Origin of the sequence: Clostridium zeae (assembly GCF_017312485.1) — a bacterium.
GTDB lineage: Bacteria > Bacillota > Clostridia > Clostridiales > Clostridiaceae > Clostridium_AR > Clostridium_AR zeae.
Genome location: NZ_BMBA01000002.1, coordinates 961,751 through 975,776 on the forward strand (window position 1 = coordinate 961,751; position 14,026 = coordinate 975,776).

At 30.3% G+C, this 14,026-nt stretch carries 11 protein-coding genes; 3 read left to right on the forward strand and 8 right to left on the reverse strand.

What is annotated here, in order from left to right; genetic code table 11:
• Positions 1–208 precede the first annotated feature (208 nt).
• Positions 209–1,921, reverse strand: a complete 1,713-nt coding sequence (locus J3477_RS13730; protein ID WP_206870511.1) for a pectate lyase-like domain-containing protein — start codon at positions 1,919–1,921, stop codon at positions 209–211.
• Positions 1,922–2,253: 332 nt separating this feature from the next.
• On the opposite strand from J3477_RS13730, the gene J3477_RS13735 reads away from it, so the two are divergent.
• Entirely contained in the window at positions 2,254–3,336 is a 1,083-nt protein-coding gene (locus tag J3477_RS13735; RefSeq protein ID WP_206870512.1) for a GIY-YIG nuclease family protein, read from the forward strand.
• 269 nt (positions 3,337–3,605) lie between these two features.
• On the opposite strand, the gene J3477_RS13740 is transcribed toward J3477_RS13735, so the two are convergent.
• Positions 3,606–4,958: a L,D-transpeptidase family protein gene (locus J3477_RS13740; protein WP_228731278.1), complete on the reverse strand. Its 1,353-nt coding sequence runs from the start codon at positions 4,956–4,958 to the stop codon at positions 3,606–3,608.
• A gap of 524 nt (positions 4,959–5,482) precedes the next feature.
• Between J3477_RS13740 and J3477_RS13745 the strand changes: the two genes are divergently transcribed.
• On the forward strand, positions 5,483–6,685 hold the full coding sequence (locus tag J3477_RS13745; RefSeq protein WP_206870513.1) for a transglutaminase domain-containing protein: 1,203 nt from the start codon (positions 5,483–5,485) through the stop codon (positions 6,683–6,685).
• A 140-nt stretch (positions 6,686–6,825) separates the two neighbouring features.
• On the opposite strand, the gene J3477_RS13750 is transcribed toward J3477_RS13745, so the two are convergent.
• On the reverse strand, positions 6,826–7,419 hold the full coding sequence (locus J3477_RS13750; protein ID WP_206870514.1) for a nuclease-related domain-containing protein: 594 nt from the start codon (positions 7,417–7,419) through the stop codon (positions 6,826–6,828).
• Positions 7,420–7,898: 479 nt separating this feature from the next.
• On the opposite strand from J3477_RS13750, the gene J3477_RS13755 reads away from it, so the two are divergent.
• A complete protein-coding gene (locus J3477_RS13755; protein ID WP_206870515.1) occupies positions 7,899–8,798 on the forward strand; it encodes a DUF8837 domain-containing protein in 900 nt (299 codons plus the stop codon).
• Positions 8,799–8,911: 113 nt separating this feature from the next.
• Here the strand turns inward: J3477_RS13755 and hypE are convergent, their stop codons facing one another.
• The 5 genes from hypE to J3477_RS13780 form a co-directional block, all read right to left on the reverse strand.
• Entirely contained in the window at positions 8,912–9,916 is a 1,005-nt protein-coding gene (gene hypE / locus J3477_RS13760) for a hydrogenase expression/formation protein HypE (RefSeq protein ID WP_206870516.1), read from the reverse strand.
• A gap of 17 nt (positions 9,917–9,933) precedes the next feature.
• Positions 9,934–10,965 (reverse strand): hydrogenase formation protein HypD, encoded by a 1,032-nt coding sequence (gene hypD, locus J3477_RS13765; RefSeq protein ID WP_206870517.1) that lies wholly within the window; start codon positions 10,963–10,965, stop codon positions 9,934–9,936.
• An 84-nt stretch (positions 10,966–11,049) separates the two neighbouring features.
• A complete protein-coding gene (locus tag J3477_RS13770) occupies positions 11,050–11,292 on the reverse strand; it encodes a HypC/HybG/HupF family hydrogenase formation chaperone (RefSeq protein WP_206870518.1) in 243 nt (80 codons plus the stop codon).
• A gap of 3 nt (positions 11,293–11,295) precedes the next feature.
• Positions 11,296–13,581 (reverse strand): carbamoyltransferase HypF, encoded by a 2,286-nt coding sequence (gene hypF, locus J3477_RS13775; RefSeq protein WP_206870519.1) that lies wholly within the window; start codon positions 13,579–13,581, stop codon positions 11,296–11,298.
• A 75-nt stretch (positions 13,582–13,656) separates the two neighbouring features.
• Complete coding sequence (locus J3477_RS13780; RefSeq protein WP_206870520.1) at positions 13,657–13,899, reverse strand: hydrogenase maturation nickel metallochaperone HypA/HybF; 243 nt, start codon at positions 13,897–13,899, stop codon at positions 13,657–13,659.
• Positions 13,900–14,026 lie beyond the last annotated feature (127 nt).

Below are 14,026 nucleotides of genomic sequence, written 5' to 3' on the forward strand. Positions count from 1 at the left end.
TCATCTTTAATTATACAAGTTATATTTGTTATATATAATATATAACAAATATAACTATAAATCAATATATTTTAATATAAATTATAATTTTTTTATTTTTTGCTATGGTTGTAAAAATGCAATACTTCAATCTGTTTTCTACATAGTAAAAAATGTTGTAAACCTATTAAGCTAATAGTTTTACAACATTTCCATTTACCTAAAAATATTATTTTTGTAAGTACTCTGTACTTCTACTCATACGATTAAACCAATTCACAGCTTTATGGTCTTGATTAATTATATTAGAAATCCCTCCATGACCACTTAGATAAACTGTAACTGCATTTTTTATATTTATGCCTTTCTTATCTGGTACCTCAATAGCGCTATCAACTTTAATTCCACGATTAATTATATAACTATACACACCTATGCCATAGGCTTCATGTGAATTTACCTTATCACTAACCTTATAGGATGCATAGCCTTTAGTCTTACCATTCACCCAGCTTGATTGCTTTGGTGCGTCATATGGTATTTCACTTTGGTAGAAATAAGTTTTTCCTCTCTCACCATTCCATATGGTTTGATATTTATGAAAATGTTCAACCATAAGAGCATATAAGGTAACATCATTACCATTGACTATAACTCCATTTGAAGTGATATTGGCATCCCAACCTACTCCTTTTCCATGATCTGCACGCCATACCCAAAAATGATCACCAATTACATAATCACTATTTATCTTTAAACATACCTCAGCCTTACCTATATCTGCTCCTCCAACTCTAAAGAACAAATCACTTAAAACAATTGGATTTGATGAATTGTTATTAGACTCACCTTTTGCTCCAACCTCAAGCAATACCGGAGATTCTGCTGTACCAGCATCGAAAAGCACCCCTGAAACATTCACTCCTTCAACATCATCAATAGACATTATCACCACACCATTATCAGCAAGTAAAGTTGCAATTCCAATACCTAATATTATAGTGTCTTTATTCTTCACTGTTATAGTTTCATCTATATGATATATTCCTGGAGTAAATAATATGTTTTTACCTTGCTCAAGGGCATAATTTATATCCCTTGCGCTAGTTTTCTTTGAATGAGCAATATAAAAGTTCTCAAGAGATACTTTCTTACCTAAAGCTTTTCCCTCTTTCCATGTAGTCCCTTTCGTGTCCCTTTGGAATTCAGGAACAAATACCTTGTAATATCCATCAGCATCTATCATCAAAAATGGTTTTTCTCTCATTACTGGTGCTGACTCAATCTTAGTAAATGGATGCTCTGGCCACTGTCCTTTAGGAGGATTGGTGTCCCCTACAAAAAACATATTATACGCGCTTCCATTCCAGCTTTTAAATTCATTATTTCTTGAAAACCACTGCTGTTGTGTCCCTGAAATAATCTCTCCCTCTATTAATGAATCAGCTAAAAAGCCTCCACTTGACCAACCTCCATCATATAGAGTCAAATCTCCTTTTATATAAACTCTTCTTAGTGGTGATGCCTGAGATACTGCCCACTTAGCAACTCCATTGGTTGGTGTTATACTAATATTTTCACATGACCTCCAAAAATTACAAAGCGCATTACCATTGCTCCAGGCAGCATCAACTTCTATTGCACCTGTTACGTTTACATCATAAGGTCTTTCTCCAAGCCCAGAAACTTGTGTATAAAATCCAACCTTCATATTTACTTCATATGAACCTGGTTTAAAAAAGATAGCATATCTTTCCTCACCAAAATGGTTAGCTTCCTGAGTTCTAAATATTTTATCACATATATCTTGTATATAGTTTTTTGTCATGGACTCATCAAATATGTAAACATTTTCACCAAAGTTATATTTATCTTTTAATTCATTTGCGTCAATCTCTTCATTCTGCAGTATTTCTGAAGCAGCCTTAGTATCTTTGTTCATTCTTCTCCTCCTCTTAATAGCCAGACTTCCTAGTTTTACATCCAGTTCAAGCTTAATTACATATATAAATGTCCCAATTCACTATAAAACATTTTATGTTATCTTCCTCATTAATTCCCATAAATAAACATTGTTAATTGGTCTTTAAATATATAAACTGAATTTATAACACTATCCTACGATATTACATTTATCTTCTATTGAAATATTAACATGTACCACCTAAATTTTAAGGTACATATTATTTAGAAAGAGTGTTATATTTTTGGATTTATGCAAATGTCTATTAATAATTTTTGCATAAATTAATATTATTTTTGAAAGGTGATATAGTGGATTTAAAAGAAAAAATCAAAAATCTTCCCTCCTGTTCTGGTGTATATCTGATGAAAGATTCTTTAGATACAATAATTTATGTTGGAAAATCTAAAAACTTAAAGAGCAGAGTTTCATCGTATTTTACAAATTCAAAATCACATTCACCCAAAGTCGTTAAGCTAGTGAAAAACTTAAAGGATTTTGATTATATTATTACAGACACTGAATTTGAAGCATTTATGCTTGAATGTAAACTAATAAAAGAAATTAAACCAATTTACAATAAATTAATGAAGAATCCTATATCATACTGCTACATAAAATTAACTTTAAGTGGTAAGTATCCAGAAATAGATATATCTGATACTTACTCTATTGATGATGGAAATATGTATTTTGGTCCCTATACAAGTTCTAATAAAATTGAAAGAGCTCTTCTGGGATTGAAAGAGCATTATAAAATTTTGTGTAGTAATAAATTTAAAAGTTCTTCTGCCTGTATAAATTATTCTTTAGGCTTATGTATGGGGGTCTGTATGGAAAACTTCTCTAAAGACAGCTACTTATCAGTTGTAGATAAAATTATATCTTTGCTTAAAGGTACTGATACAGGTGTAATTGAAGAAATAGAATATAAAATGCTTGATTCAGTTAATAAATTAGATTTTGAAACCGCTGCAAAATATAGGGATAATATAGAAGCTATAAGTTATATTGTAGCCAGAACCAATATGATTAACTATATGGACTTAAGTAGAAATGTGATCCTCATAGAAAATCTAGACATGTCTTACATAAAATTTTTTCTAATTAAGGATAATAAAATAGTTTTTAATGAAAAATTTAGCCTTCTCCCAAACAATAATCTAGTTGATTATCTGACTAAAATTACATTGGAGCACTACAGCAATGTTAGCTTAAATAATTTAAGATATTTTGATAAGGATGCTATAGATGAAGCTCAGATAATTTTCAGTTATATACAAAATAAATCAAATAACTGTAGATACTCTATTTTAAATATGGACTCTTTATCTATGGATTTTGAAGTTAATATAAATAGGACAATCACTAACCTGCTTACTTCAAACAGCTAACAACGCAATAGTAAGTAATAACATTTTAAAAGCTTTAGACACCGTGTTGAAATTAAATAAGCTGTATCATTGGCTTGATACAGCTTGTTAAAACCCTTGTGAAAATTACAGGGAATATTGAGTTTGTCCACCTGATAAACTTTTCAAAAGAGCATAAATTTATACTTGTTTGAAAATCTTGTTATTATAAGATTTTCAAACATTCATAAATTAATGATTTAATATAGAGTGAACAACTCAAGATTTATTAATCTTATTTAAAATACTTATTAATAATAACAAATAACAGGTGTACCTACTTGAATATTTTCGTATACGGCTTTAGCAAGATAAAATGGTGAGTTTACACAACCATGAGAACCATTTGTTCTATATATATTTCCTCCAAATGCACTTCTCCAACTTGCATCATGTATTCCTATACCTTGATCAAAAGGCATCCAATAACTAACAGGAACATCGTAATCTTGTCCTTTTAGACTAGTATTTCTTTCTTTGTATTTTATATAGTAAACTCCTACTCTAGTGGAGTGGTTTTGGCTTATATTACCTGTGACTACATCTCCTTCAACTACTAATTTACCGTCCTTATAGAACCATAAGTGCTGTTTTGACATATCAACTTCAACATAAGTACTACCTATATCATTATTATCTCTTGAAACACCTTTTATAGTATACGTAGGCTCTTTAGTCTCAGCCTTTCCTTCTTTTATATCCGAAATTATAGCTTGAGTTTCTTTTGTATTACTAATGGACCAACCATAATCTCCGCCATTAACTTTTATTTTATTTCCAAGTGTAGTTACAAAATCTCTTGTTTTACCAACTGTATCATAGGTATTAGAAAGCTTCGTAACGAACTCTTTTACCTTACTTTCATCTAAAGAAATATTTAAATTATCATCAACCTTAATCCAGCTATTAATTGTCGAACCATCTAAAACTTCTGTGCTTTTTCCAAAGGTATAAGTGATTTTTGATGCTACATATTTATTAAGAATATTTTTAGTATCAATTACCTTTTGGGAACTTGCAGTATATTGAGGTTTAACATAACAGTCGGTACTCTTTAAATCTATAGTCGCTTCTCCACTAACAATTGCATTTGAGACAATATTATATAGTGCATCTTTATTAATTTTATTACCATTAACCTCATTTACAATATTATAACTTCCATTTTCATATTTGAAGCTTGCATTTTTAGGTTCAATTATATTGCTACTATCAAAAAAAGATAAGCTATCTAATTTCTTTTTTAAGAGTTCCTTATCAAAAGAAACTGCTTCTGAAACTTTATATTCTTTTGAGTTAAAAACTGCTATCACCCACCCAAATGGATTTTCTTTATCTTTCAAATCTTTGACTTGTCCATTGGAATCATACTTCAATCCAATCTCATCCGCAGTAATCTGTTCTTTTTTGCCATTGTCTGACTCTAACTGTAGCGTATAGGCTTTAACCACAGATGGCATTTGCTTTTCTACTTCTTCTACAGTTTTTCCTGAAACACTAATACTATCAATTTCTGAACCAAAGTAGAAATGATTTCTAAAATATATGGTCATGCCTAAATATATTACAAGTAGAACAGTAAGAGAAATTATGCTACCTATCAAAATTTTATTGCGTTTACTATTATCTTTTTCCGTAATACCATCTCCTTTTATAATCGCAGCAAAATTTTAGTAATGAAATTTTAATTTCATGCCCCCTCTCTAAAGTCATATTTCATTCTATGTTCAATGATTAATTTTTAAGACTATATTGTTTATGATAAATGTAAAATTATTGATACAACTTTTTCTACAAAATTCTCTTACTATTGAAATAAATATACCACTTATAATACTTTCCACTTTTGTATACATAATTCAATTCACGAATACTTTTTCCTGATTATTGTAAACTTTCACTAATTTATTATATCTACGTAATTTAATACAATTGATAAAACTTATGCATTAAGGCATAAAATTTACAAGTGAATTAGACTTAAATGAATACGATATATATTAATACGAAGATTAATATATATCGATACTATTTTTCCAAAATTTTCATAAAAAATTATAATAAAGGAATTATACCCTAAATAAAATACACAAAAAATGTTTATTAACCAAAGAAGGAGGGGGGTTTCTTGAGAAAATATTTTGAAGGTAATGTTATTAAACTTATTTTGTTCTTTTGTTTTTACTTATGTTTGCACACTTTAACAGCCAATGCAAAAACATTCTTGCCACTTAATCTACAAGAATTACAAACCAAGCTTGATATTGCAATGCACTCTAGACTTGCTACATATAACTTAAGTTATATCGGAGATCCCTCCACTATAAAAGTAGATGTTGCAAACATCATAAATAATATCTATGATAAGGATGACTACCTTAAATATTCTTGTAAAAGCTATAGATACACAGCTTCAGCTAAAGGAAATATTATTGCAATAAAGTTCACTTTTAATTATTGGAACACATTAACTCAAGATATGTATGTAGAAAATGAAGTCAATAAAATACTCACACAGATTATATCACCAGATATGAACAGTTATGAGAAGGAAAAAGCAATTCATGATTGGATAGTAAAAAATGTTCAGTATGATGTTTCACTAATCAATCATTCCGATTTCGACGCTCTAATTTATCCTTACAAAACTGTATGCCAAGGTTATTCTTTACTTGCATACAAAATGTTAAATAAGGTTGGTATCCCAACAAAAATAATAGAAGGCGTTTCTAGAGGCGAGGCACACACATGGAATTTAGTCAATCTTGACGGAATATGGTATCATCTTGATATTACATTGGATGATCCCGTACCAGATTTAATGAATTCAATCAACTATGATTATTATAATCTTACTGATTCACAAATAAGTGTTAATCACTCATGGATAAAAGCCTATCCACCTTCTAAAACAGATTTTTCCAATTCAATAAAACTTAAACTTACTGCTAATGACAAAAACTCTGCTTTTTATGCTCAACTTTTTACTGATCTAGGATTAATTTATTTATCAGATGACTATACAGTACATAATTCAATTGAGTTAAAAAGTAAACTTCTCGCTGCAGTAAAAAGCAGAAAAAACAGCATAAATCTAAGATACTTAAATAGTTCTTTATTATCGACTGATATCGAATATGCATTAAGAGATATGCCAGATATAACTTCATATTCTTACAGTAAAATGGACTATTCAAGAACTATTCAATCTAATGATGTTATATTTAAATTGAAAATAAACTATTTTATATCTCCCTATTTAAATTCAACTGATTTTCCTTTTACTAAACCAAAATTGCTTGCAGGTTCTCCAATTAATTCTGCAGTATGATCATTCCAAACAAAACAATCCCACTTCCTCATAAAATAAAAAAATCACTAATGCGTCTATTAGTGATTTTTTGAATACCTTTCTTTTCTAAATATACATTAGAAAATCCCCCGTAGCCAATTAAGTTTTATTTTATAATTTTAATCGTCATTACTATCTATATTTAGTGACATAAGTTTAGAATAAATTCTCTTTTTATCAACATCACTTATTACTTCTTCAGTATATCTTTTAATTGTCTCCACTAATTTAATTGTATACACTACATCTGTATTGGATTTAACTTGTAATTCAGTATTAGTTGTAAAAGTCACAATAGGAATGTATTTTAATTTACTGAATTCTTTTAAAACCTTTTGTATCACTTGAATATGTTTGTAATTTTCACATATAGGATTCTGCAGCTGTTCTCTCTTTATATGTAGTCTTTGTTGCCAGGTTTCATCAAATTCTTCTCCAATAATCTTACCTTTATAATTTTCGGATTGTATTACAAAAACCCCAAAATTCGATACAACAATATGATCTACTTGTGTAATCTCTTCCCCTAAACTTATTGTTATATGGTTAATTATTTCATATTTATTCTTGTCCAAACTGGCTAGATAAACTTCTACTGACTTTTCACCAAGATATTCTTTTATTCTCGGCATAAAAAGATCTATTATCAATGCTAAAATTATTAAAATCCATAAATACCAAAATTTCATTAATAATTCTAATAATACTTCCATTATTATTTCTCCCTTTATCAAAAGTAATCAAGTATCAAATAGACTTTCAACTTCAAGTTTTAAAAATCAAACTTTTGATAATTTTAAATTACTTATAATCTGTTCTTGATACAATTTATTCGATTATATTTTTAAATTAATTGTCAGAATAATAACCCTTAACAATATCTTATCAAAAATTCTACTATAAAACATCTAAATAGAGTTAATAACAAATAAAAACTTAACAAACATTATATTGACCTACTAAATGCAACTTGATATAATTTTATTTGTAAATACATTCCATTCCAAAGACACTATATAATTACATCGTAGTTACCTTTCTTTATTTTCTATCCTTGTTTCGTACTTTTTTCAGAAAGAGGTGATTATAAAAACTTCTTAACTATTAAAATAATTTAACCCCAATCTACTTTAGCTTCTTTTCTTTATATCTATTTTTCAAATCTAATAAAATAAAAGGATGTGTTTTAAAAATGAGTAAACATGTATTTTCTAAAAAACTTCTAGCCTTAGCTGCTGTAGCATTATTGTCAGTTGGTATTCTAAAACCAATTAACGCATATGCAGCTTCTATAACTTCAGGAAAAACTTATAAATTAATTAATGTTGGCAGCGGTAAAGCGCTTGACGTTTATGCTGCTGGTACTGCTAACTATACTAACGTTGATATCTTCACAGATAACGGAACTGCTGCACAAAAGTGGACAATATATTCTAATTCTGATGGCACATATAAACTGCTAAATGCAAATAGTAATAAAGCTCTTGATGTTTATGCTGCAAATACTGCTGATTATGCTAACGTAGATATCTATGATGATAATGGTACCGCTGCTCAGAAGTGGAACATTGTAGCTAATAGTGATGGAACATATAAACTTATAAATATCAATAGCAAAAAAGTTCTTGATGTTTATGCTGCTGGAACTGCTGATTACACAAACGTTGATATCTATTCTGATAACGGAAGTGCAGCTCAAAAGTGGAAAATAGTTGAGGTTGGAAGTAGCACTGGAAGCGGACAAGCCTATACTAACCAAGATTTCACTGCTTACACATCTCCAGTAGGAGGTATTACAGCATCTGGAGTTTCTCCAACTCCTTATACTACCTGTGCTGTCCATCCATCAGATAGATCAAATGCCTATTCTGCACCAATATTTCCATTCGGTTCAATAATCACAACAAACAGTCCAATAAACCTTCCTGGCTATGGAAATAAAAGTTCCTTTGTTGTACAAGATAAAGGAGACTTAGCCTTCCAAAAATCTCAATACTGGGTTGATATATTCTTTGACTATGAAAACAACCCTAATGCTATCCCAAATGCGCAAAACTTTGGAAATCAAAAGATTAGTTATACTGTGAAGTAATACAAATAGGACTTGTATTAAAAAAAGGGCTGTGTTACTAGCTACCTAGTTCACAGTCCCTTTTATAAAAAATGAAGCTCAACCCTATTTTATTAGAAAATCTACTGAAATTTTTAACATATTCGCGGTATAAGGTCATTCTCGGTCATTGCTAATAACCTTGTCCCACCTAGTTCTGTTTTTAAAGTAACTCTTTCTCTTTCATCTTTTATCACCTCACCAATTATCTGCGCATCTTTTCCAAACTCATTATCTTTCATACATTGAAGAACTTTATCACTGTCATCACTTGAAGCAATAACTACAACCTTTCCTTCATTTGCTATGTATAAAGGGTCAAGTCCCAATACTTCACAGATGAATAAAACCTCTTCTCTTATCGGTAAGGATTTTTCATATACGGCCATCCCAATACCTCTTTCATATGCTATTTCATTCAATATAGTAGCTAACCCACCTCTAGTTATATCTCTTATGAATTTAACATTGCTACTGCAATTTAAGATATCTCGTATCATTTTATCTAAAGGATTACAATCACTTATTATCTTAGTTGTAAAATTTAGTTCCTGTCTCTGGCAAAGTATAGCCAATCCATGCTCTCCTAAGGTACCACTTACTATAATCTTATCTCCCACCTGAATTCTACTTGTAGTTATATTTATTGAATCTTCTAATACACCTATCCCTGTAGTATTTATATAAAGCTTGTCTCCTTTACCTCTTTCAACAACTTTTGTGTCTCCTGCCACAATTTTAACCTCACATCTTTTTGCATATTCAGCCATTGAAATAACAATCTTCTCCAATTCCTTTATAGACATTCCTTCTTCGATTATAAATCCAACAGTAATATACAAAGGGTTTGCACCTGAAACTGCTAAATCATTTATTGTTCCACATATAGATAATTTTCCTATATCTCCTCCTGGGAAAAAAATAGGATCTACTACATAAGAATCGGTTGTTATAGCAATCCTCCCATTGAGTTTATTAATTATACTTGAGTCTCCTTGCTGATCAAGTATATCATTACCAAAATATTTGTAGAATAAATTATTTATAAGCTCGTGCGTTTTTTTGCCACCACTTCCAAAATCTAAAGTAACTATATCCACTTAATCGCCTTCTTACATTATATATATTTAAAGTACACACCACAACTTCCTTCCCTAGACACCATACAAACCCCTACAGGCTTATCAGGTGTACATTCTTTTCCAAAAAGCTTGCAATCCTTTGGAACCTTTACTCCGCGTAGAATATCTTCACATATACATCCTTTTGAGGACTTCTGCTCTATTATCTTCAAGCCAAATTTAGTACTTGCATCAAAGTCTTTATAGTCATTCCTTATTTTTAATCCACTGTTTTTAATTGTCCCAAAACCACGCCAGATGCCATCAGAAGCCTCAAATATATAATTAATTAATTGCTTAGCTTTAAGATTTCCTTCATATTTTACAACACTTTTATAAACATTCTTCAATGTACAATCATTTTTTGAAATCATATCAATCAGTAATAGAACCCCTAACATAATGTCCTTATCTTCAAAACCTGCTATTATTCCTGGTACACGCAGCTCATCACTTATATATTCAAACTCTTTCTCCCCCACAATAGTACTTACATGTCCAGGATAAATAATTCCATCTATATTTGTACACTTATCCTTCAAAAGATTTTTTATAACTTCAGGCATGGTTTTTAATGAAGTAAAAACGCTAAAATTCTTTACCTGCTCCACATAAGCTTTATGAATAGCAAGGGCAATGACCGGAACCGTAGTCTCAAACCCTATTCCTAAAAATACCACTTCTTTAAACGGATTTTGTTTTGCTATATTTACCGCCTCAAATGGAGAATATAAAACCCTTATGTCACACCCTAGAGCTTTCTGATATTTAAGGCTTCTGTTTGTACCAGGAATATTAATCATATCTCCAAAGGTAGTTATAATTATTTCGTCTCTTTCACTTAATTTAATTACGCTATCTATATATCCTTGAGGTGTTACACATACTGGACACCCTGGACCGCTTACGAGTTCAATATTATCAGGTAATATATTCTTAATTCCACTTCTTAGTATAGATGCCGTATGAGTTCCACAAATCTCCATTATTCTTATCTTTTTTTGCATTTTTCTTACCTCACTTCTCATCTTGAAGTTTAAGATTATATGGATGTTTCACTTCGTAATAAAGTTTATTATTTTTAAATTTTCTCACCAAAGCCCGTGAGAGTTTTAAAAATATATTTCGTTTCGAACTGATACATCTTTAAAAACACTATTGAATAGTTCCTCGGTCTTTCTTCCTTCTTCTTTATCTAATTTCTCTATGGCACAGCCAGCATGTACTAAAACATAGTCTCCTAAAATAATATTCTCTAAAAGAGATATATTTACTATCATTTCTACTCCTTTATACTGAACCAACGCTTTATCATTATCTATCTTTATAACCTCAAAAGGAAATGCAATACACATACTCTAATAAGCCTCTCTTTCATTTGCAATAACAATTTGTCCTAACGAAATCCCTCCATCATTGCATGGTACTTTATTATTTGTATAAACTCTAAAACCCTTTGATATTAAATTGTTATATATTCTTTCATAAAGTATATTATTTTGAAATACTCCTCCACTCAGAGCCACCTTATTTATATCATAGTCATTATAAATCTTCATACACATGGCTTCGGTAAATTTAATTATAGTATTGTGAAACTTCATAGCAATTACTTCTTTTTTTATTTGTCTCTTCAGATCTTTTAAAATAGAATATATTATATAAGTTGTATTTATAACATATTGATTTTCCTTTTCCTCTATTCCAAACTCGTAATATGCCCTGATGTTTCCATGTGCCATATTTTCTAAATAAATTGCCGCCTCACCTTCAAAAGTTACCCTTCTATTAAAGCCTAACATGTAAGCAACTGCATCAAAAAGCCTCCCCATGCTGGATGTCAATGGAGAATTTATATTCTTTGATATCATATCAAAATATATATCTATATCATTAAGGTTATATATTGGTGTTTTATTAAAATTATGAATATCATTTATCTTTGAAAGTACTTCCATCTTATTATTTTTAAAAGCATCACAAAGATAGGAAATCCCCATTCTCATAGGATCTACTGCCGCTCTATCGCCCCCAGGCATCTTTTCTGTTCTAAGGTTCCCCACTCTTTTGAAGTTCTTTTGGCTAGCTATTAAGAATTCTCCCCCCCATATTGTATTATCATCTCCGAAGCCAGTTCCATCATAGGCCACTCCTATCACTGGTTCATTTATATCATTTTCAAATAGAACACTTGCAATATGAGCATGATGATGATAAGTTCCAATAGTTTTCCCTTCAAACCTCTCTAAAGAGTGTAGTTCAGCTGTAATAGGATGAAAATCATATGCTATTATTTGAGGATCTATATTATAAATTTCTTCGAGATGTCTTATTATTTTATACTGCCTTTCAATTGTTTCCTCATTTTTTAAGTCACCTATATATTGACTTAAAATTATGTTTCCATTCTTAGATACACAGAAAGTATTTTTTAAATAGGACCCTAAACTCATGCTATCTTTAAGTCTATTATGTTTAAAATATGTTGGACTATAACCTCGGCCTCTTCTAATAATTTGTTCGTTGCCATTAATAATCTTAACTACAGAATCATCTACGGATAAAAAAATATCTCTATTATTAATAAGGTGATAGTCAACTATATCATGTAGTTTACTTATGGCATCTTCATTTTTATATATGATTGGCTTACCGTTAAGATTGGCGCTAGTCATTATCAATACCTCTATACCATCGTGAAATAGCAGATGGTGTAAAGGTGTATAGGGAAGCATTATGCCTAAGTCTTTAATGCCTGGTGCTATAATGTCTGGGAGCATATCTCCTCTTTTCTTAAGTATTACAATAGGTCTTTTATTTCCTGATAATATCTTTTCTTCCTTATTAGAAATATAACAATATTTTTTTACTGTTTCTAAATCTTTCATCATTAAGCCAAAGGGCTTAGTATTTCTAACTTTTCTTTCCCTAAGTAATTTAATCGCAGTTTCGCATCTTGCATCACATGTTAAGTTAAAACCACCTATGCCTTTTATTGATAATATGCTTCCAGCTTTAAGTAACTTAATAGCCTCTGTTATAGGATCATTTACATTTATTCTATTGCCCTCACTATCAATCAAGTCCACCTTTGGGCCACATTTGCAACAACAGTTTGCCTCTGAATTAAATCTCCTATTTAACTGATCTACATACTCTTGTCCACAAGATTTACAAGGTTTAAAATTATTCATGGTAGTATCTGCTCTAGAGTATGGTATGCTGCTTATAATTGAATATCTTGGTCCACAATTGGTGCAGTTTGTAAATGGATATCTATATCTAGCATTTTGTTCATCATTGATATCTTCATAACAATCTTCACAGATAGCTAAATCAGGTGAAATAAACGTAAACCCATTGTTTTCTCTAATACACTCCTTTATTTCAAAATCCTTATGTTCCTTAATCTCCTTATCTTCTATACTTATATCCTCAATATTTGATAATTTTGGACATTTAAATCTTAGAGCTTCCGTAAAACTCTCTATAGAATCACTAGTTCCTTCAACATCAATAATTACTCCAATACTGCCGTTTCTCACAAATCCCTTCAGATTATTTTCTAATGCTATTTTATATACAAATGGTCTAAATCCTACCCCTTGTACTAATCCTTTTACTAAGATACGCTTTCTCAACATAAAATCACCTTAAAATATATTTTCAGTATAAGCTTCTGTTTTAAACTTTTTCAATTATATAATCACAAAGTTCCTCTATTCGCCCTCTATCCTCTCTACCACCATCTCAAAGCCTTCCGTTTTTGTTATAATAAGCTTTGCCTCTTCACACTTTGTATCTTTGCTAATAGCAGTAAATGCAAATTTTAATGACTCTTCAAATATACCGTTATATCCACCAATACTAAGAAAGATTCGATTCACTTTCTTTAAATTATAATTTCTTACACTTTCCTCTATGATTAAAAATATCTCATAAGCAATGGACGCCTCATGCACTTATCTCACCAATTTTAATCCCATACTAAAAAGTCTTATAATTATTAATGCTGTAATTTGCTAATATCTATTCTGCTGAATAGATGTGCCACTTCAATCCGAAAACCATTCTCAAAACTCCTCTGGG

Excerpts from the sequence above, each read along its gene's own strand:
- hypD (WP_206870517.1), bottom strand. The coding sequence starts at position 10,965 with ATGAGAAGTGAGGTAAGAAAAATGCAAAAAAAGATAAGAATAATGGAG.
- hypF (WP_206870519.1), bottom strand. The coding sequence starts at position 13,581 with ATGTTGAGAAAGCGTATCTTAGTAAAAGGATTAGTACAAGGGGTAGGA.
- J3477_RS13730 (WP_206870511.1), bottom strand. The coding sequence starts at position 1,921 with ATGAACAAAGATACTAAGGCTGCTTCAGAAATACTGCAGAATGAAGAG.
- J3477_RS13770 (WP_206870518.1), bottom strand. The coding sequence starts at position 11,292 with ATGTGTATTGCATTTCCTTTTGAGGTTATAAAGATAGATAATGATAAA.
- J3477_RS13755 (WP_206870515.1), top strand. The coding sequence starts at position 7,899 with ATGAGTAAACATGTATTTTCTAAAAAACTTCTAGCCTTAGCTGCTGTA.
- J3477_RS13750 (WP_206870514.1), bottom strand. The coding sequence starts at position 7,419 with ATGGAAGTATTATTAGAATTATTAATGAAATTTTGGTATTTATGGATT.